Genomic DNA, 18,651 nt, shown 5'->3' on the forward strand with positions numbered 1-18,651 from the left:
AGGTCGTGCCCGCGCTGCGGCTCGCGCGCCACCGTGGACAGCAATCCGTACTACGGGGTGGGGCTGGCGGTCCACAGCCATCTGTGGAGTTGCTCGCGGTGCGACTTCGTTGCATTCCTGCGGCTGCAGACGCCCTCCGGTGACGACCCGCCGACTGAGCAGTACCGACCGGCGACCCGGGGGTCGAGGCGAGGGGTGCTCGCCCGCCTGTTCCGGTTCTTCGGGCGGTGACGCGGGTGGAAGACTCCCGCTTCTGCGGCCGAGGCGAGTGGATCGCGGCGGTCGAGCGCGCTCTGTCGCGGCACGATGCGCAGCAGATCTTCGCGGCGAAGGCGATCGACCCCGAGACCGTGCTCGCGGTCGCGCGCTGCGAGGTGTCGATGGCATCGACCGCCGGCGTTTCGATGGTGAGCCATGCGCAGCTCGAGCAGCTGACCGGCTTCCCGCGCTATGTCGTCCTCCGCGCTCGCCTGGCCCTGATCGAGCTGGGACTGGAGGATCTCGCGGCAGCGCCCGGCGCGCCAGGGAACGTCCACCGGGAGCTGAGGCATCCCTGAGCCGCGATGCGTGAGTGCGCTCGCTCTCGCGGAAAGAAGCGTCACGCCCTGACGGACGACGCCGGCGGAGTCCACCCCAGGATCGGTGCGAGAGCGCCCGCCATATCCTCCAGGATCTGCCCGTAGTCGTCCGGGGTGAAGTCGAACGGCAGGGCGAAGGCGACCTCGTCGACCTCGGGGAAGGAGCGGGTCGACAGCAGCCGATCCGCGATCTGCTCGGATGTGCCGACCAGGTCTTCGGCGAACAGGAACCCGCGCGGACCGTGCGGGATGCCGACGCGTCCTCGCCGGGACTCCGCATACGCCAGGTAGCGTTCGCGCTGCTCGGCGGTCGCCGAATCGGTCGGGATCACCACGAGACCCTGTGACACCCGGGCCCGTTCGCCGTCGGGATGCCGCTCCCGGTACAGCCGGATCTGCTCGTACTACTCGGTGTCGAAGTCTGTCGAGTTCACCGACTGCACGACGCTGCTGGTCAGCAGGTGGAATCCGTTCTCCGCCGCCCAGGTCGTCGAGGCCGGGCTTGCCGCGCCGTACCAGAGCCGGTCGACGAGGCCGGGCGAGTGCGGTTCGATCCGCTCCGAGTACGCTTCGATCCCCTCCGTGCCCGAGAACGGGCTCACGCGGTCCCCGGCGAGATAGCGACGCAGGCGCACGAGCCGCTCGTAGCCGAACTGCTCGTGCTCGGCGGTGTCGGGGTAGAGCGCCGGAGCGATCTCGTCGAACCGTCCGGGAGGTCCGACCGAGAACCCGGGCTCGAGACGCCCTCCCGTGAGCACGTCGACCGTCGCGAGGTCTTCGGCGAGACGGAACGGGTTCTCGTAGCCGAGTGGGATGACGGCCGTGCCGAGGCGGATGCGATGGGTGCGCTGGGATGCCGCGGCGAGCACCGCCACGGGCGAGGAGATCCCGTACTGCAGGTGGCGGTCGCGCAGCCAGGCGCTGTCGAAACCGAGCCTCTCGGCGCGTTCGATGATCGCCAGGGTCGCCTCATGGCCGGCGCGCGGGTCGTCGCGGTCGAAGAGGCCGATCGTGAGGAAGCCCAGGGAGCGCAGCGGTCTGGTCACGCGATCACCGTAGCGGTGGGCGAACCGCCTGAGCGGACCGTCGCGTAACGCGTTGTCACGTCGTGGGTGACGTCATCCGGCGGACTCCGCCTTGCCTGCGCCGTCGCCCTCCTTGCCCGCTGCCTTGATGTCCGCCGCGGCGGCATTGTCGATGGCTTTCTCGACGATCCGGTCGGCCTTCTCCAGAGCCTGGCGGATCTTGACCTCGCCGGGGTTGGAGACGAGCGCGATGATGCCGGAGTGGCCCGGCTCGATCGCGTCCTCGAGTTCCTTCGCCAGCTCCTTCTTGTGGTGGCGCTCGCGCAGCTTGCCGATGATGCCGCCGCCCGCGCCGACCACCAGGGCGCTGCCGATGATCGAGGGTGGGAACAGCACACCCAGCACCGCGCCGCCGACTGCGCCCCAGGTGAGTCCCTCGCGGGTGCTGTGGTCCGTGGCCTTCTGCACTTCGAGTTTGCCGTCCGGGGTCCGTCGGACGACGACGACCCCGTCGATCTTGACCGTCGCGCCGTCCTCGGCCTTCTTCAGAGCTTCGTATGCCTCCAGCGCGATGTCGGTGTCCGCGAAGTCTGCGGCGAGCAGCGTGTAGGCGCCGTCGCTGATGCCCGCCGCCTGCACGGCGACGTCCGAGTCATCCGCGCCGGAGTCGTCGGCGGGAGTGGATGGTGTGTCGGTCATGTCCGGTCTCCTTCACGAGCGGTGTCTGCCGTTTCGGGCGAAAGTATAGGAGCGGGCATTGCCTGCGGCTATCCCGGTTTGCCTGGCAGTCTCCTGGGCCGCCCTCACGGATTCCGCGTGTGCGGCGTACCGTCTTCGCCGTCGACTGGCAATCAGGGTGGACTGGGCATCCGCTCGTCGACGCGATCATCGGCAGGGAAGGGAGAACGGTGGGCAGGCACACCGCGCGGACCGGCGGGCTCCGCCGGGTCGGCGATGTCATCGTCGCGCACCCGCTCCCGACCGGCGCCGTCGTGACCGCGGCATTGGTCACGGCGCTGGCCGTCACGGCGCTGGGAACGGCCGACCGGACGCCGGCGCCCGCACATCCGGACTCCTCCGGGTCCGGCGCCGCCCCCGTCGTCGCCCTGTCCGTTCCGAACGTGGTGGGCCTCTCGGAGTCCCGCGCCACGGATGCTTTGCGCGCCCGGGGGTTCTCGACGGAGTTCCGCACGGAGTCGGGGGAGCCCGCGTCCGGCGAGGTGGGCTCCGTCGTGATCCGGCAGTCCCCGGGCGCGGGAGCGTGGGCGGCGAAGGGGACGAGGATCGCCCTGACCGTCGCGCCGGCGGGATCGGGTGGCTCGACGCCGCCTCCGAACGCAGGCGGTTCGACAGGATCGGGAGCCGTCCCGGCGCCGGCCGGGCCGGGCAGCACGTCCGCGACGGGCGCGGCCGAGGGCGGCGCCGGAGTCGGAAACGCGGGCGCTTCCCGCAGTGGCGGCGCGGCGCCCGCTCCCGTCCCGCCGGTTCCCGCGCCCGCGCCGCCGGCGCCCGCTCCACAGCCTCCGACGGCCCCGGCGCCGGCCCCGGCGGTCACCCCTCCGCCGGCCGTCCCGGCGCCGCCCGGGCCCTCCCTGCCGCTTCCGCCGCTTCCGGGATCACCGCTCGGTGTCGTCGGCGGCCTCCTCCGTTCCGTCGTCTAGGGCGGCCGCCCGCCTGTCGAGCCACGCCTGACGGGCGGACCTGCGACGCCTCGCTAGGCTGTGGCTCGCACTGCTTCGTTCGGGGGGAATCGATATGACGACGCGCGTCTGGATCGTGATCGGGGCGTTCGCCTCAGCGCTGTGCCTGGGGCTGGCCGCCACCGTGGTGGTGATGTTCTTCGGCGCCCGCGAGGCCTCGCAGCCGTCGGCGATCGTCTCGGCCTACTTGTCGCAGGTGGAGCGCGGTCATATCTCCGCGGCGCTGCGGATGGAGGGCCGCGCCGCGGACCCGGCGGAGGTGCTGCTCACCGACACGGCGTACCGCCACGCGACGGACCGGATGACCGGGTTCGACATCCTCGGCACGCGCACGGTCGGGGCCGGCGCGACGGTCGAGGCGCGCATCCAGCAGAAGAGCGGTTCGTCCACGGCGACCTTCGAGCTGAGCAGGACGGTCACCCCGCTCAGTCCGCTGGGGCTGGACACGTGGAGGCTTCGGCCGGTGGAGCTGACGACGGTGGAGATCACGGTGGGCGCGCCCGGCCGCATCGCTGCGACCCTCGCCGGGGTCCCGCTCGGGTGGAAAGGCGCGGTGCAGCACATCCACGCGTTCCCCGGCGACTATGCGTTCGCCCTCACGTCGCAGTCGCCGTGGTTCACCGTGCCGGATGCCGCGGTCTCCGTCGCCGGTTTCGGCCACTCCGACCGGTTCCAGGTCCCCGCGACGCTGACGGCGAAGGGCAGGGACGCCGCGATCGCCGCCGCCGACGCCTGGCTGGACCAGTGCGCGGCCGTACCCGACTTCCATCCGGTCCGATGCTCCTTCGGGCTGACCTCCGGTCCCGACGCGGGCGAGGTCTGGGCGAACCAGTCCTGGAAGGTGCAGTCGCGCCCGACGCTCGCGATCGGCGACTGGGACTTCGGCTGCCGGACGCCCACCACGGCGGGCGTGAGCGCCGGCGGGTGCTGGCCGGTGACGACGACCGCGCCCGGAGAGGTCACGTTCCACGCCGACTACTCGATTCCGGCGACCGGCGAGACGGGCGATGTCACGTCCACGGGTCCGATCGAAGCGGACGTCACGGGGTGGATCAGCTCGTTCACCGACTCCGGAGCGCTGTTCGGCTCCGTGGACTGGACGGACTAGAGCAGTCGGCTCCGCAGCGCCGCATGGCGTGAGCGGAGCCCGTCGATGAGGGCGCGGAGCCCGAGCTCGAAGGCGGCGTCCGCGGGCTCCGCGCCGTCCAGGGCGGCGGCGCGGGCGGCATACGCCGAGGCGAATGCGGGGACCTCGTGCTCGGCGCCGGCCGGGTCGAACATGTCGCCGGGGGCGACCGCGTCGAGGGCCGAGCCGAGGATGAACGACTCGATCGCGACGATCGCCGAGAGCACCTCCGCCTCCGGCCAGCCGGCCCGGACCATCGCCGCCACGACGGTGTCGTACATGTGCATCGTCCGCAGCGCCCCGGTGAGCGGAAGGGTGGCCAGGAGGGCGATCGTCGGCGGATGCGTCGCGAACGCCCGCCGGTACGAGCGCGCCCACTGCAGCATCGCCACGTCCCACTGCTCGGTCGCGAAGGCGCTCACGTCGATGCGGTCGGAGACGAGCTCGCGGACGCTCGCGATCACGTCCTCCTTGCCCTCGACGTGGTTGTAGATGGCGCTGGGCCGCACGCGGAGCGCCTGGGCGAGTCGCACCATGGTGAAGCCCTCGGCGCCGGACTCGTCGAGCAGTCGCAGCGCCGCGTGCGCGATCAGGTCGCGGGTCAGTACGGCCTTCCTCGGTCGCCCGGCGCGCCGGGCCGGCGAGGCGATTTCGGCCATGCTCTTCCTTTCGGGCACGATCACAGCCTAATATCGCTCCAAACAAAAGAACGTCGTTCATTTATTCACGGCGTTCGGTCTGCAGCGATGGAGGTGTGCATGACCACGACCGTGTTCATGGGCGGGACGATCCTGGGCGGTTACCGCCCGGACGCCGAGACGAGCGATGCCTTGGCGGTGCGCGACGGACGCGTGGTCGCCGTCGGGTCCGAGGCGCTGGCGCTCGACGGACCCGGCGTCGAGACCGTCGACCTCGCCGGGGGAGTGCTGGCGCCGGCGTTCGGCGACGGTCACGCCCACCCGCTGCAGGCCGGTCTCGAGAAGCTCGGCCCGCAGGTGCGCTCGTGCGGCTCCGTCGAGGAGATCGTCGCCTGCGTCGCGGACTGGGCGCAGGCGCACCCCGAGCAGGAGTGGATCTACGGCGGCAGCTACGACGCCACGCTCGCCCCGGACGGGATGTTCGACGCGCGCTGGCTCGACGCGGTCGTGCCCGACCGGCCGGTGGTGCTGCGGGCCTGGGACTACCACACGGTCTGGGTGAACTCCGAGGCCCTGCGCCGCGCCGGGATCGACGCGAGCACCCCGGAGCCCGCGCTGGGCCGCATCCCGCGCCGACCGGACGGGTCGCCGCTCGGCATCCTCCAGGAGCCCGGCGCCGTCGACCTGCTGCTCGCCGCCGAGCCGGGACGCACGCACGAGGAGCGGGTCGAAGCGCTGCGCCTCGCGACGGCCGCCTACGCCGAGCTCGGCGTCGCCTGGGTGCAGGACGCCTGGGTCGAGCCGGCCGAGGTGGAGGCGTACCTGGAGGCGTCCCGCCGCGGCCTCCTCTCGACCCGCGTCAACCTGGCCCTGCGCGCCGACCCCCTCACCTGGCGCGAGCAGGTCGAGGGCTTCGTGGAGTCGCGCCGCCGCGTCGACGAGCTGGGCGACCCGCTGCTGACGGCCGGCACCGTGAAGGTCTTCGTGGACGGCGTGGTCGAGAACCACACGGCCGCGATGCTCGACGACTACGTCGACACCCCCGGCGACCGCGGCCTTCCCAACTGGGCGGCCGACGAGCTCGCCGCCGCGGCCGTCGCCTTCGACGGCCTCGGCTTCCAGCTGCACCTGCACGCGATCGGCGACTCCGCGGCCCGCACGGCCCTCGACGTCTTCGAGACGGTCGAGCGGACGAACGGCCCGCGCGACCGCCGGCCGGTCATCGCGCACGTCCAGGTCGTCGACCCCGTCGACCTGCCGCGCTTCGGGCGGCTGGGCGTGATCGCCAACTTCGAGCCGCTGTGGGCCCAGCTCGACCCGATGATGCTGGCGCTGACCATCCCGCGCCTCGGCCCGGACCGGGAGCGGCTGCAGTACCCGATCCGCACCCTGCACGGCTCGGCGCGGATCTCGTTCGGGAGCGACTGGCCGGTCAGCAGCGCCGACTGGCGCCCCGGCGTGGCCACCGCGGTCACGCGGCAGACCGAGCAGCGCGTGCCCGAGGCCGGCTGGACCCCGGCCGAACGCATCACCCTCACCGACGCGCTGGAGGCCTACTCCTCCGGTGTCGCCGTGCAGGCCTTCGCCGACGCCACCCGCACCGGCATCCGCCCCGGCGCCGAGACCGATCTGGTCTGGCTCGACGGCGACCCCCGCACCGTGGACCCGCACGAACTGCGCTCCGTCCGCGTGCTGGGCACCTGGGTCGCCGGCATCCGCCGCGGCCTCCCCGCTCCCACCCCTGTACGGAGCTGATACCCGCCCCCGCGGCGACCATTCATCCCCTGTCACGACCCTCCAGAGAGGCGCCACCCGCATGACAACGACCGACCTCCCCGCCCAGCCGCGCCTGAAGCGCGCGCTGGGACCGACCGCACTGATCCTGTTCGGGCTCACCTACCTCGCCCCGGTGACCGTCTTCACGACCTACGGCATCGTCACCGAGACGACGGACAACCACCTGCCGTCGGCGTACCTGGTCGCGCTGATCGCGATGCTGTTCACGGCACTGAGCTACGGCGCGATGGCGCGCGCGTTCCCGGTGTCGGGCTCCGCATACACGTACACGCAGCAGTCCTTCGGCGGTCACATCGGGTTCCTCACCGGGTGGACGCTCATGCTCGACTACCTGTTCCTGCCGATGATCAACTTCCTGCTGATCGGCATCTACCTCAACACGCAGTTCCCCGACATCCCGCAGTGGGTGTTCGCGCTCGCGTCGCTGCTGCTGGTGCTGCTGTTCAACGTGCTCGGCATCACCCTGGTGAACAAGCTGAACATCGCGATCGTCGCGCTCTCCCTCATCCTCGTCGTCGTGTTCGCCGTGCTCTGCATCAAGGAGCTCGCGACCAACCCGTCGTCGCAGACGCCGAGCCTGATCGAGCCGTTCCTGCCCGGCAAGGGCGGACTGGGGCCGGTCTTCGCCGGCGCCGCCGTGCTCGCCCTGTCGTTCCTCGGCTTCGACGCGGTGTCGACCCTCTCCGAGGAGGCCAAGAACCCCCGCCGCGACATCCCCCGTGCGATCGTCCTCACCACCCTCATCGGCGGCGCCATCTTCATCGTCGTGTCGTGGCTGGGTGCCCTGGTCTACCCCGACTGGCGCGCCTTCGCCCACGTGGACTCCGCGGGCGTCGACCTGATGGCGAAGGTCGGAGGCACGTTCCTCACGTCGTTCTTCGTCGCCGTCTACGTCGTCGGGGCGTTCGGCTCGGGCATGACCACGCAGGTGAGCGTCTCGCGGATCATCTACTCGATGGGGCGCGACGGCGTCCTCCCGAAGGTGTTCGCACGGTTGCACCCGCGCTTCCAGACACCGTGGTTCGCCGCGCTGATCGTGTCGGTCGTGTCGCTGCTCGCGCTCGTCCTCACGCTCGACCAGGCCGCGACGATGATCTCGTTCGGCGCGCTCGTCGCCTTCTCGATGGTGAACCTGTCCGTGATCCGCCACCACCTGTTCCCGAAGGGCGGGCGCGGGCGGCCGAGCACCGGCGAATGGCTGCGCTACGGCCTGCTCCCCGCGATCGGGTTCGTCCTGACCGTCTGGCTGTGGACCTCGCTGACGGCGACGACGTTCATCGTCGGCCTCTCCTGGATCCTCGTCGGCGTCGTCTACCTCGCCGTGCTGACCCGCGGCTTCCGCCGCCGGCCGCCGATGATGGACTTCTCCGAGAAGGAGGAGCTCGAGGAGGAGGCGCTCGCCGCCGAAGCGTGAGGTGCGCGGCGCCGGCCGGTACGGTCGGCGCCGCGGCCGCGTTCGGGGCGCCGCCTACCCCGCGACCACCACCCGCGTGCCCTGCCCCACCGCGCCCTCCAGTGTCGCGGTGCCGGAGCCGGGTGTCGTGACGACGATGTCGAAGTCGTGCAGGGAGGCGATCTGGAAGGCGCCGTCGCCGGGGAACTTGAGCGAGGTCGCCACCAGGATGGTGCGGTCGGCCGCCCGGCACATCCGGTGCTTGATCGTGGCCTCCTGGTTGAGGTCGGTCACCACCGAGCCGTCCGGGCGCACGCCGCCGCTGCTGATGACCGCGACGTCCGCGTGGATCAGCGCCAGCATCTGCTCGGTGAGCGGACCGGACACGGTTCCCGGCTTCGAGCCGACGGCGCCGCCGAGCAGGATGAGGGTGCACACCGGGTCGTCGCCGAGCACCCGCAGGATCCACAGGTTGTTGGTGACGATGGTCACCGGCCGGTCGCGGAGGTGCCGGGCGACCGCGAGCGTGGTGTGGCCGATGTCGAGCAGCACGACGTCGCCGTCCCGGATGAGGTCGGCGGTCGCCGCGGCGATGGCCCGCTTCTCGCCGGCGTCGGCGTCCAGGTCCTCCAGGTCGTCGTGCCCGGCCTCGGGGAGGGTGGCCCCGCCGTGCACGCGGCGCACGCTGCCGGAGAGCTCGAGGCGCTCCAGGTCGCGGCGGACGGTCGTCCCGCTGACGTCGAGCAGTGCGGACAGCTCCTCGACCGTCGCGCTCCCGGCCGTGCGGATGCGCTCGACGATGGCCGTCTCGCGTTGATGCGTCAGCATGCGCTCTCCTCTCAGATCTGAGCGACTACAGCGTTACTGTGCTCATTTTCGCTCATATGAACACCGAATGAACAGCTTTGGGCGCTCATTTGAAACCTCGGCTCCGAGTATCGCCAAGAACGCGCAGCTCGAATAGCGTGAAACCGCCGGCCTCCGGACGGGGAGCCGGCGACTCCCACTCCCTTCCTCCCACTCAGGAGCGCCCTCGTGAAAACCTCCCGCCTGCTCGCCTCCCTCGCGGTCGTCACGGCCGCGGGCCTCGCTCTGGCCGGCTGCGCCCAGAGCAGCTCTGCCGCGTCGTCCTCCGACGGCGCGGACAAGAAACTCACCGTCTTCCTCAGCGCGGACACCAACATCCAGGACCTCTGGCAGAAGACCCTCATCCCCGCCTTCGAGAAGGCCAACCCGGGCTACACGGTGTCGGTCGACTTCGACCTGCACGGCCTCCACGACCAGCAGACCGTGGCGAAGCTCACCGCGGCCACCCTCCAGAAGAAGGACCCGGGCTACGACCTCGTCGACGCCGGGTTCGTCGCCCAGATCGCCGCGTCCGGCCTGCTGACGAAGGTCAGCAGCACGACCGTCCCCGGCCTGGCCGACGTCCCGAAGAACCTCGTCGCCGCCGGCGGCAACGGCGGCATCCCGTACCGCGGGTCGAGCGTCGTGCTCGCGTACGACACGAAGACGGTGCCCACCCCGCCGAAGACCCTCGACGACCTGCTCGCCTGGATCAAGGCGCACCCCGGCAAGTTCACCTACAACTCGCCCAGCACCGGAGGCAGTGGAGCGGCGTTCGTCTCCACCGTGCTCGACCAGAACCTCTCCGACGCCGACCGCGCCAAGCTGGTCACGGGCACCGACCCGAGCGCGGAGGCCGGATGGGACAAGGGCTTCGCCACCCTGGCCTCCCTCAACCCGTCCGTGTACCAGAACGGCGTCTACCCGAACGGCAACAACCAGGTCCTCGACCTGCTCTCCAGCGGCCAGATCTCGGTGGCCCCGGTCTGGAGCGACCAGTTCATCACCGGCCGTAAGAACGGGCAGATCCCGGCGAACATCGCCTACACGCAGATCTCCGACCCGTCGCTGACCGGCGGCGCGAGCTACCTCGGCATCCCGTCGGCGTCGCCGCGGACGGCCGGCGCCGAGAAGCTGGTCTCCTGGCTGCTCACCCCCGCCGCCCAGGGCCTTGTGTCCGACAGCATCTCCGGCTACCCGGTGATCGCGCTCGACAAGCTCCCGGCGGCGTCGCAGGACCTCTTCAAGGACGCCGACATCGCGCACCTGCGGCCGTCGTACTTCGCCACGGTCTCGGCCGACATGAACAAGGCGTGGGCCCAGAAGGTCCCCGGCAAGTAATGGCCACCGTCACCGCCACCCCGGCGGCGGCCACCGCGGATCGCGGCGCGCACCACGCGTCGCGGTCCGCGGCGGCGGGTTTCCTGCTCGCCCTGCCTCCGGTCGTCGTCATCGCGCTCTTCGTCGGCGTGCCCGTGGTGCTCGCCCTCGCATTCAGCGTCGGCTTCACCGGCGGTCTGAACTCCGTCGTCGCCGCCGTGGGCCAGCACGTCCACCACGCCGACGGCGCCGTGCCGACCTTCGCCGCCTACGGAGACGTGTTCAGCACCCCGGCGTTCTGGCAGGATCTCGCTCTGACCCTGGGCGTGACCGTCGCGAGCACGGCGATCGTCGTGGTCCTGGCCGGCGGCATCGGCCTGTACCTGCGGCTCCGCGGCGGATGGCTGGCCCGGCTGCTGTCCGCGGTCGCGATCGTGCCGCTCTTCATCCCGGTCGTGATCGCGTCCTGGGCGATCCTGACCTTCTACTCCGCCGACGGCTTCCTGCGCAGCCTGTTCGCCCAGGCCGGCATCGCGGCCCCGGTGTGGTCGTACACGGCCGTCGCCATCGTGATCGGCTCGGCCTGGACCTCGCTGCCGTTCGCCGTGCTGATGATCGCCTCCGGCCTGCAGTCCGTCCCCGACGCCCTGATCGAGGCGGCCAGGGACGCGGGAGCCGGCACCGCGCGCATCGTGCGCACGATCCTGCTGCCGATGAGCGCCGTGCCGATCGTCATCGCCGTGACGTTCACGGCGATCGGCGTGATCGGCTCCTACACGGTGCCGTACTTCACCGGCCCGAACGCGCCCACCATGCTGGGCGTCTCGCTGGCCAGCTACTTCACCGCCTACAACCAGCCGCAGCAGTCGCTCGTGATGGCGTTCGTGGTGTTCCTCGCCGCCGCCGGCATCGGCGCGCTGTACGTCTGGGCGAACTTCCGCAGCGCCCGCCGCGAGGGGAGGATCTGATGCCGCGCCCTCTCGCCGTGGCCCTCCGCACCGCGGGAGCGGCCGCCTTCGCGATCGTCCTGCTGGTGTTCGTGCTCGGACCGCTCGTGTGGCTCGGCGCCCACGCCTTCGCCGACCGCTGGACCTACCCGAACCTGCTCCCCGACTCCTGGACGCTGCGCTGGTGGCAGCAGGTGCTCAGCGACCAGGCGCTCGGCTCCTCCATCCAGAACTCGCTGCTGATCACCCCGGTGGTCGTGCTCGTCTCGGCCGTGGTCTGCCTGCCCGCCGCGTACGCGTTCGCGCGCTTCGAGTTCCCCGGGCGGAGGCTGTTCCTGATCGGGCTGTTCGCCACCAACGCCTTCCCGCGGATGGGGCTGTTCGCGACCCTCGCGTCGCTCTACTACGCCCTCGGCCTGATGAACACCGTCGCCGGCATCGTGATCGTGCAGCTCCTCGGCACCATCGTCTTCATGACGTGGATCCCCGCCGCCGCGTTCTCGGCGGTGCCGCGGTCGCTCGAGGAGGCGGCGCGCGACGCCGGTGCCTCCCGGGCGCGCGTGTTCTTCACCGTGACGCTGCGGCTGGCGCTCCCGGGCATCCTGGTCGGCGCGGTCATGGCCTTCCTCGCCGCGTTCGACGAGGCCCAGGGCACCTATCTCGTGGGCGCCCCCGACATCCTCACCATGCCGACCGAGATGTACAGCCTCGTCCTCAACTTCCCCAAGCAGGTCGCCGCCGTGTTCTCGATCCTGCTCGCCATCCCCTCGGTGGTGCTGCTGCTCGCCGTGCGCAAGCACGTGATGGGCGGCCAGCTGGCCGAGGGCTTCCAGCTCAAGTGATCGTCCACCTGAAGGAGCGTTCCATGTCCTCGCCCACCCCCGTCGGCGCCGCCGACCCGGCCGACCGCGCCGACGACGGCGGTCTGCGCCTGACCGCACTGCGCAAGACGCTCGGCGGCCGCACCATCATCGACGACCTCGATCTGACCGTGCAGCGTGGCGAGCTCGTCTCGCTCCTCGGGCCGTCGGGATGCGGGAAGACCACGACGCTGCGGATGATCGCCGGCTTCCTCGCCCCCGACGCCGGCCGCATCACGATGGCCGGCCGCGACGTCACGCGTCTCGGCCCCGACAAGCGGCCCAGCGCGATGGTGTTCCAGAACTACGCGCTGTGGCCGCACATGACCGTCGCGAAGAACGTCGCCTACCCGCTGCGCCTGCGGCGGAAGTCGCGCGCGGAGATCGCCGAGCGGGTCGAGCAGGTGCTCGGGCTGGTCAACCTCCTGCACCACCGCGGCTCGCGTCCTCCGCAGATCTCGGGCGGGGAGCAGCAGCGCGTCGCGCTCGCCCGCGCCCTCGTGCAGGAGCCGGACGTGCTGCTGCTCGACGAGCCGCTCAGCAACCTCGACGCCAAGCTGCGGGTCAAGGTCCGCGAGGACATCCGCGACCTGCAGCAGCGGCTGGGCATCACCACGGTCATCGTCACCCACGACCAGGAAGAGGCGCTGTCGATCTCCGACCGGGTCGCGGTCATGAACCAGGGCCGGATCGAGCAGTTCACGACGCCGGCGGAGCTGTACGCGCGGCCGGAGACCGAGTTCGTCGCCACTTTCATCGGCTCCCTCAACCGCTTCGACGGCGCCTTCGACGGCGTCCGCATCGTCGACGGAGACGGCGTCGTCGGCGTCCGCCCGGAGAGCGTCGCGTTCACCACGACGCCCCGCCCGGGAGCGCTCCGCGCGACGGTCGAGCGGATCGTCCCGCACGGCCACTTCCACGAGCTGCGGCTGCGCCGCGACGACGTGACCCTGGCGGCGTACGTCTCGGGGCCTCCGCCCGCGCTGGGGGCTGTCGGCTTCGCCGCCATCGAGGCGGCGCTGGTCTACCGCGACGGCCGCCTGGTGCGGCAGCCCGAGGCGGTGGTCGCATGATCGCACGCGCCTCCGCCCACCGCGGCGACTCGTCGGTGTTCCGCGAGAACACCCTCCCGGCCGTGCGGTCTGCGATCGCGAAGGGCGCCGAGATCGTCGAGATCGATGTGCGGCTCACGGCCGACGGCGAGGTCGTCGTGCTGCACGACCCCACGCTCGAGCGGCTCTGGGGCGACCCGCGCGGCATCCATGAGGTGCGCGCGGCGGAGCTCGCGGCGTTCGGAGGGCCGGACGAGCGGCCTCCGCTGCTCGCCGACGTCCTCCCGCTCTTCGACGGAGGCGAGAGCCGGCTGGTGATCGACATGGACGACGCCCGGTTCGCCGCGCCGGCGCACGCCGTGGCCTCCGCGTTCGCCGCGGCCACCAGCACGAGCGTGGACTGGTGCGGCGATCTCGACGGCATGCGCGTGCTGCGGGCGCTCGACGCCTCCGCCCGGATCTGGCTGCCGTGGCGGATGCTGCGCGTCCCGACCACGGCGGAGCTGGCGGAGCTGGACCCGGTGACGGTCAACGTCCCGTTCCGGATCGCCGGCGAGGCGTTCGTCCGCGGCGTCCACGACCTGGGGCTGACGGTGACGGCCTGGACGGTGGACGAGCCGGCGGATCTGGCCTGCGCGCTCGACGCGGGCGTGGACACGATCACCACCAACCGGCTCGACCGGCTGCTGACGATGCGCGCGGGGATGGTGGCGCTGTGAAGGAGAACGACGCTGTGAACGGGGACGACGCTGTGCGAGTGGGCGACGCCATGAAGGCGGAGGAGCTGGCCGCCGCCCGCACCCTCGCCGTCGGGCTGGGCGCCTGGGCGATCCAGCAGACCAGGACGCATCCCGTGACGATGGTGACGACCAAGGCGGACCCGGCCGATCTGGTGACCGACCTGGACCGGTCGATCGAGCGGCACGTCCGCGAACAGGTCCGCCGCCGCTTCCCCGGCCACGCGTTCGTGGGCGAGGAGTTCGGCGGCGAAGCGGTGCCCGGCCGCCCGACCTGGTACCTGGATCCGGTCGACGGGACCACCAACCTCGCCAACGGCCTGCCTTGGACGGCCTTCTCCCTCGCACTGGCCGTCGACGACCGTCCCCTGGTGGGCGTCGTGGCCGACCCGTGGCACGACGCGCTCTTCGACGCCGTCGCCGGCGCGGGCGCCCGCTGCAACGGCGAGCCGCTGACGCTCGCTCCGGGCGGCTCGCTCACCGGCGGGGTCGTCGGCACCGAGCTCGCCGGCCACCGCGCCTGGACCGGCCTCCGCGAGCTCGCGCAGTCGCTCTCGACCGCGTTCTGCACGCTGCGCGTGATGGGCTCGGGAACCCTCACGCTGCTCGGGCCGGCCGCGGGTCGCGGCATCGGCGGGATCGTCCACCGGTTCAGCCCGGTGGATCACCTGGCTGCGGTGCTCATCGCCCACGAGGCCGGCGCCGCGGTGCTCGGCCACGACGGGCGCCCGGCGCTCTTCCCCGCCACCGGCGGGATCCTAGTCGCCGCCCCGGAGGTCGCGGACGGGCTGTACGCGCTGTGGAGGGACGCGCGGGAGGGGGCGGCGCTGGTGTAGCGCCGGCGCCGCCCTCGCACGGACCTCCGGCTCCGACTTGCCGTTCCGCCGCGGCGTGGCATAAGGTCACACGTATTATGTTTCTCCGTGACGAGAGGAGTCGCCGTGCGCACGGCACAGTATCTGGGTGACCATCGAGTGGCCGCGGTCGAGGCGGAGCCCGCCGCACCGGAAGCGGGCGAAGTGCAGATCCGGGTGGCCTACACCGGGCTCTGCGGCACCGACCTGCACATCGTCCACGGCGACATGGACGGCCGCGTCCGACGCCCGCTGGCGTTCGGGCACGAGATGAGCGGTATCGTCGCCGCGGTCGGCGCCGGGGTGACGGCGGTCCAGCCCGGCCAGCACGTGACGGTGATGCCGCTCTCCTGGGACGGCACCTGCCCCGCGTGCCGGGCCGGGCACGAGCACATCTGCCAGAATCTCGACTTCGTCGGCATCGACTCGCCCGGTTCGCTCCAGGAGCTGTGGACGGTTCCCGAGCGCATCGTCATCCCGGTGCCGGAGAGCGCACCCCTGCGGCAGATGGCTCTGGTCGAGCCGGTGGCCGTCGCCGTGCACGACGTGCGGAGGTCGGAGCTGCGCGGCGGGGACCGGGTCCTCGTCATCGGCGGCGGCCCCATCGGCCTGCTGATCGCGACGGTGGCCCGCCATCGCGGTGCCGAGGTGGTCGTGTCCGAGGTGGACGCCTCCCGGCGCGGCCAGGCGGCGGAGCTCGGCTTCGACGTGATCGATCCGGCGGGCGAGGATCCTGTGGCCGCGGTCGAGCGCTGGACCGAGGGAGCGGGCGCCGATGTCGTGTTCGAGGTGTCCGGAGCCGCTGCCGCCCTGCGGTCGGCCACTTCGTTCGCCAAGGTGCGCGGGACCCTGGTGATCGTGGCGATCCACCCGGTGCCTCGGGAGATCGACGTGCAGCGCGTCTTCTGGCGGGAGCTGCGCCTCCTCGGCGCCCGGGTGTACGAGCGGGCCGACTTCGAGGAGGCCATCGGGCTCGTCGCCGCCGGCGTCATCCCGGCCGAGCGCCTGATCACCGACGTCGTCCCGCTCGAGGAGACCCAGGAGGCGTTCGCGCGCCTCGAGTCCGGCCAGGCGATGAAGGTCCTCGTCGACGTCGCGGGGGCCGCGCTGTGAACGGGCCGTTCGACCTCACCGGTCAGACCGCCGTCGTGACCGGCGCCAAGCGCGGGATCGGGCTGGCGTTCGCGGGGGCCCTCGCCGCGGCGGGCGCCGACGTCATCGGGGTGAGCGCGACCCTCGAACCCGAGGGCAGCGCCGCTGAGGCCCTCGTCGCGTCCCACGGCCGCCGGTTCGAGGCGCACGCGGTCGACTTCGCCGACCGGGGTGCGGTCACGGCGTTCGCGGAGGAACTGCGGGACCGCCGGATCGACATCCTCGTGAACAACGCGGGCACCATCGAACGTGCGCCGGCGCGCGAGCATCCGCTGCGGCTCTGGGATCACGTGGTCGAGGTGGACCTGTCCAGCCAGTTCGCGCTCACCCAGGCGGTCGGCGCGGGGATGCTCGACCGCGGGTACGGCCGCATCGTCTTCACGGCCAGCCTGCTGAGCTTCCAGGGCGGGATCAATGTTCCCGGCTACGCCGCCGCCAAGTCCGGCATCGTCGGGCTGACCAAGGCCCTCTCCAACGAGTGGAGCGGGCAGGGCGTGACGGTGAACGCGATAGCCCCCGGCTACATCGCCACCGACAACACCCGGGCGCTGCGCGACGACCCGGCCCGGCGGCAGGCCATCCTCGACCGCATCCCGGTCGGACGCTGGGGCGACCCGGAGGACCTCGCCGCCGCGGTGGTGTTCCTCTCGGCGCCCGCTTCCGGCTACGTGACCGGTATCGTTCTGCCCGTCGACGGCGGTTGGCTCGCGCGATGAGCGCCGCGCCGCAGACATCCGGCCGCACACGTCCGAGAGGGGGCCGCGGATGAGGGAGCGCCCCTACCGTCGCGGCGGCCGGCTCACCGAGATCGGTTTCGGCGGCGCCCAGGTCGGGAACCTCTACCGCGCGATCTCGGACGACGACGCGCTGGCGGCGATCGACGCCGCCTGGAGCGACGGCATCCGCTACTTCGACACCGCTCCGCACTACGGGCTCGGCCTGTCCGAGCGGCGCCTCGGTCAGGCGCTGGCCGGGCGGCCGCGCGACGAGCTCGTGATCTCCACGAAGGCGGGGCGGCTCCTCGTGCCGAGCCCGGAGACCGCCGACCGGCCGGACGACGACGGTTTCGCCGTGCCCGCGGACCACCGCAGGGTCTTCGACTTCAGTCGTGACGGCATCCTGCGCTCGGTGGAGTCCAGCCTGGAGCGGCTGGGGGTCGACCGGCTGGACATCGTCTATCTGCACGACCCGGACCGGCACTGGGAGGCCGCGTCCACCAGCGGCGTCGGGGCGCTCGCCGAGTTGCGCGAGCAGGGCGTCGTCGGCGCGATCGGCGCCGGCATGAACCAGTCGGCGATGCTGACGGAGTTCGTGCGGCGGTGCGACGTGGACATCGTGATGGTCGCCGGACGGTACACGCTGCTGGACCAGTCCGCCGGCGCGGACCTGCTCCCCGCCGCCGCGGAGCGCGGCGTCAGCGTGGTGGTCGCGGGGGTGTACAACTCGGGGATCCTCAGCCGGGCCAGCGTGCCGGAGGCGGCGCACTACGACTATTCGGCTGCGCCCCCGGAGATCCTGGCCCGCGCCCGGCGGATCGCGGAGGTGTGCGCGCGTTTCGACGTCGACCTCCCCACCGCCGCCGTTCAGTTCGCGCTGCGGCGACCCGAGGTCGTTTCGGTCGTCCTCGGCACGGGCACGGCCGCCCACGTCCGCTCCGGGGCGGAGCGCGGCGCGGCGGACGTTCCCGCCGAGCTGTGGGAGGAGCTGGCGGACGCCGGACTGATCGACCCAGCGCGGTGATCCGCCGCGCCGCGCCGATTCAGGGATAATCGAAAGGTCACACGAATCAGCCGTTTGCGGGTCGGGCCCGTGCTAGGAGCAGATGCCATGAGTTCGCCGACGACCTCTCTGCGCGGACTGAGCGCGCCGGAGGACCACCTCCGCCCCGCGGACGCCTTCATGCACGAGATCGCGGACTCGATCGTGAGCGGCCGCTACGGCCTGGACGAGGCGCTCCCTCCGGAGGCCGCCCTGGCGCTGCACTTCCGGGTGAGCCGCACGATCATCCGCGAGTCGATGAAGCGCCTCGAGGAGAAGGGCCTGGTGACCATCCAGCAGGGCCGTGGAACCCTCGTCCGTCCTCGTTCGGAGTGGAACGTCCTCGACCCGCTGGTGCTCAGCGTCATCATCGCCCACGACGAGGAGAACCACACCCTCGACGAGCTCACCCTCATCCGAGCCTCGCTGGAGAGCCTGATGGCGCGTCAGGCCGCCGCGTCGACGTCGCCCGCGGAGCACGCCGAGCTCGCCGCGGCCCTCGACCGGATGCGGGAGCTGGCCGACGACTACGCCCGGTTCCGCGACGCCGACGCGGACTTCCATCGCCTCGTGATGCGGTTGTCCGGCAACTTCCTGTCCGCCAACATCGCGGACACCCTGTACAGCCGCGCCCGCCATTTCGCTCGGTTCGAGGGGGCTCCGCAGGAGGACCCCGCCGGCTACACGATCGAACAGCACCGAGCGGTGTACGAGGCCATCGCCGCCGGGGACGAGGTCGCCGCGGGCGAGGCGATGCGCGTGCACATCCTGGACGCCTGGCGCCGCCGCAGCGGGCACGAGCTGAGCTGAGCGGCATCGCGTCGATCCGGATCGCTCTTGCATTCCAGGAAAGGTCACACGTATGATC

Annotated in this window: 18 protein-coding genes and 1 pseudogene; 15 read left to right on the forward strand and 4 right to left on the reverse strand. The window is 71.9% G+C overall.

Features of this window, described 5'->3' with window-relative positions; all coding sequences use genetic code 11:
* The first annotated feature begins 236 nt into the window (after window positions 1–236).
* A complete protein-coding gene (locus HNR13_RS05095; protein WP_179604754.1) occupies window positions 237–557 on the forward strand; it encodes a hypothetical protein in 321 nt (106 codons plus the stop codon).
* A gap of 41 nt (window positions 558–598) precedes the next feature.
* On the opposite strand, the pseudogene HNR13_RS05100 reads toward HNR13_RS05095, so the two are convergent.
* A pseudogene (locus HNR13_RS05100) lies at window positions 599–1,624 on the reverse strand (LLM class flavin-dependent oxidoreductase).
* Window positions 1,625–1,696: 72 nt separating this feature from the next.
* Window positions 1,697–2,302 carry a DUF1269 domain-containing protein gene (locus HNR13_RS05105; protein WP_179604755.1) on the reverse strand — a complete coding sequence of 202 codons (606 nt, stop codon included), beginning with the start codon at window positions 2,300–2,302 and terminating at the stop codon, window positions 1,697–1,699.
* A gap of 209 nt (window positions 2,303–2,511) precedes the next feature.
* Between HNR13_RS05105 and HNR13_RS05110 the strand changes: the two genes are divergently transcribed.
* Both HNR13_RS05110 and HNR13_RS05115 read left to right on the forward strand, forming a co-directional pair.
* The gene (locus tag HNR13_RS05110) at window positions 2,512–3,264 is read left to right on the forward strand and encodes a PASTA domain-containing protein (RefSeq protein ID WP_179604756.1); all 753 of its coding nucleotides are present in this window, start codon (window positions 2,512–2,514) and stop codon (window positions 3,262–3,264) included.
* Between the two features lie 94 nt (window positions 3,265–3,358).
* Window positions 3,359–4,411, forward strand: coding sequence for a hypothetical protein (locus tag HNR13_RS05115; RefSeq protein ID WP_179604757.1), 1,053 nt, complete (start codon window positions 3,359–3,361; stop codon window positions 4,409–4,411).
* Here the strand turns inward: HNR13_RS05115 and HNR13_RS05120 are convergent.
* Entirely contained in the window at window positions 4,408–5,088 is a 681-nt protein-coding gene (locus HNR13_RS05120) for a TetR/AcrR family transcriptional regulator C-terminal domain-containing protein (RefSeq protein ID WP_179604758.1), read from the reverse strand. The two genes, HNR13_RS05115 and HNR13_RS05120, sit on opposite strands and share 4 nt — an antisense overlap.
* A gap of 99 nt (window positions 5,089–5,187) precedes the next feature.
* Between HNR13_RS05120 and HNR13_RS05125 the strand changes: the two genes are divergently transcribed.
* Both HNR13_RS05125 and HNR13_RS05130 read left to right on the forward strand, forming a co-directional pair.
* Window positions 5,188–6,822, forward strand: a complete 1,635-nt coding sequence (locus HNR13_RS05125; RefSeq protein WP_179604759.1) for an amidohydrolase — start codon at window positions 5,188–5,190, stop codon at window positions 6,820–6,822.
* A gap of 61 nt (window positions 6,823–6,883) precedes the next feature.
* Window positions 6,884–8,278, forward strand: coding sequence for an APC family permease (locus HNR13_RS05130; RefSeq protein ID WP_179604760.1), 1,395 nt, complete (start codon window positions 6,884–6,886; stop codon window positions 8,276–8,278).
* Window positions 8,279–8,332: 54 nt separating this feature from the next.
* On the opposite strand, the gene HNR13_RS05135 is transcribed toward HNR13_RS05130, so the two are convergent.
* Window positions 8,333–9,085 carry a DeoR/GlpR family DNA-binding transcription regulator gene (locus tag HNR13_RS05135; RefSeq protein WP_246312718.1) on the reverse strand — a complete coding sequence of 251 codons (753 nt, stop codon included), beginning with the start codon at window positions 9,083–9,085 and terminating at the stop codon, window positions 8,333–8,335.
* Window positions 9,086–9,292: 207 nt separating this feature from the next.
* Here HNR13_RS05135 and HNR13_RS05140 point away from each other — a divergent pair, with 207 nt between their 5' ends.
* The 10 genes from HNR13_RS05140 (at window position 9,293) to HNR13_RS05185 (ending at window position 18,593) form a co-directional block, all read left to right on the forward strand.
* Window positions 9,293–10,444, forward strand: coding sequence for an extracellular solute-binding protein (locus HNR13_RS05140; protein WP_179604761.1), 1,152 nt, complete (start codon window positions 9,293–9,295; stop codon window positions 10,442–10,444).
* Entirely contained in the window at window positions 10,444–11,391 is a 948-nt protein-coding gene (locus tag HNR13_RS05145) for an ABC transporter permease (protein ID WP_179604762.1), read from the forward strand. Before HNR13_RS05140 ends, HNR13_RS05145 begins: the two co-directional genes overlap by 1 nt.
* Window positions 11,391–12,212 carry an ABC transporter permease gene (locus HNR13_RS05150; RefSeq protein WP_179604763.1) on the forward strand — a complete coding sequence of 274 codons (822 nt, stop codon included), beginning with the start codon at window positions 11,391–11,393 and terminating at the stop codon, window positions 12,210–12,212. The genes HNR13_RS05145 and HNR13_RS05150 overlap by 1 nt, the downstream gene beginning before the upstream one ends.
* A gap of 23 nt (window positions 12,213–12,235) precedes the next feature.
* Window positions 12,236–13,303 carry an ABC transporter ATP-binding protein gene (locus HNR13_RS05155; RefSeq protein WP_179604764.1) on the forward strand — a complete coding sequence of 356 codons (1,068 nt, stop codon included), beginning with the start codon at window positions 12,236–12,238 and terminating at the stop codon, window positions 13,301–13,303.
* The gene (locus HNR13_RS05160; RefSeq protein ID WP_179604765.1) at window positions 13,300–14,001 is read left to right on the forward strand and encodes a glycerophosphodiester phosphodiesterase; all 702 of its coding nucleotides are present in this window, start codon (window positions 13,300–13,302) and stop codon (window positions 13,999–14,001) included. The genes HNR13_RS05155 and HNR13_RS05160 overlap by 4 nt, the downstream gene beginning before the upstream one ends.
* Window positions 13,998–14,855 carry an inositol monophosphatase family protein gene (locus HNR13_RS05165; RefSeq protein ID WP_343063464.1) on the forward strand — a complete coding sequence of 286 codons (858 nt, stop codon included), beginning with the start codon at window positions 13,998–14,000 and terminating at the stop codon, window positions 14,853–14,855. Before HNR13_RS05160 ends, HNR13_RS05165 begins: the two co-directional genes overlap by 4 nt.
* Window positions 14,856–14,960: 105 nt before the next feature.
* Window positions 14,961–15,986 (forward strand): alcohol dehydrogenase catalytic domain-containing protein, encoded by a 1,026-nt coding sequence (locus tag HNR13_RS05170; protein WP_179604766.1) that lies wholly within the window; start codon window positions 14,961–14,963, stop codon window positions 15,984–15,986.
* On the forward strand, window positions 15,983–16,741 hold the full coding sequence (locus HNR13_RS05175) for an SDR family oxidoreductase (protein WP_179604767.1): 759 nt from the start codon (window positions 15,983–15,985) through the stop codon (window positions 16,739–16,741). Before HNR13_RS05170 ends, HNR13_RS05175 begins: the two co-directional genes overlap by 4 nt.
* 49 nt (window positions 16,742–16,790) lie before the next feature.
* Window positions 16,791–17,765, forward strand: a complete 975-nt coding sequence (locus HNR13_RS05180; protein WP_179604768.1) for an aldo/keto reductase — start codon at window positions 16,791–16,793, stop codon at window positions 17,763–17,765.
* A gap of 87 nt (window positions 17,766–17,852) precedes the next feature.
* Window positions 17,853–18,593: a FadR/GntR family transcriptional regulator gene (locus HNR13_RS05185; protein WP_179604769.1), complete on the forward strand. Its 741-nt coding sequence runs from the start codon at window positions 17,853–17,855 to the stop codon at window positions 18,591–18,593.
* Window positions 18,594–18,651 lie beyond the last annotated feature (58 nt).

The sequence above is a fragment of the Leifsonia shinshuensis genome, from assembly GCF_013410375.1.
In the GTDB taxonomy this organism is placed as follows: Bacteria; Actinomycetota; Actinomycetes; order Actinomycetales; family Microbacteriaceae; genus Leifsonia; species Leifsonia shinshuensis.

Coding starts and splice junctions, on each gene's coding strand:
- HNR13_RS05105 (WP_179604755.1), bottom strand. CDS start 2,302: ATGACCGACACACCATCCACTCCCGCCGACGACTCCGGCGCGGATGAC.
- HNR13_RS05115 (WP_179604757.1), top strand. CDS start 3,359: ATGACGACGCGCGTCTGGATCGTGATCGGGGCGTTCGCCTCAGCGCTG.
- HNR13_RS05120 (WP_179604758.1), bottom strand. CDS start 5,088: ATGGCCGAAATCGCCTCGCCGGCCCGGCGCGCCGGGCGACCGAGGAAG.
- HNR13_RS05125 (WP_179604759.1), top strand. CDS start 5,188: ATGACCACGACCGTGTTCATGGGCGGGACGATCCTGGGCGGTTACCGC.
- HNR13_RS05130 (WP_179604760.1), top strand. CDS start 6,884: ATGACAACGACCGACCTCCCCGCCCAGCCGCGCCTGAAGCGCGCGCTG.
- HNR13_RS05135 (WP_246312718.1), bottom strand. CDS start 9,085: ATGCTGACGCATCAACGCGAGACGGCCATCGTCGAGCGCATCCGCACG.
- HNR13_RS05145 (WP_179604762.1), top strand. CDS start 10,444: ATGGCCACCGTCACCGCCACCCCGGCGGCGGCCACCGCGGATCGCGGC.
- HNR13_RS05150 (WP_179604763.1), top strand. CDS start 11,391: ATGCCGCGCCCTCTCGCCGTGGCCCTCCGCACCGCGGGAGCGGCCGCC.
- HNR13_RS05155 (WP_179604764.1), top strand. CDS start 12,236: ATGTCCTCGCCCACCCCCGTCGGCGCCGCCGACCCGGCCGACCGCGCC.
- HNR13_RS05160 (WP_179604765.1), top strand. CDS start 13,300: ATGATCGCACGCGCCTCCGCCCACCGCGGCGACTCGTCGGTGTTCCGC.
- HNR13_RS05180 (WP_179604768.1), top strand. CDS start 16,791: ATGAGGGAGCGCCCCTACCGTCGCGGCGGCCGGCTCACCGAGATCGGT.
- HNR13_RS05185 (WP_179604769.1), top strand. CDS start 17,853: ATGAGTTCGCCGACGACCTCTCTGCGCGGACTGAGCGCGCCGGAGGAC.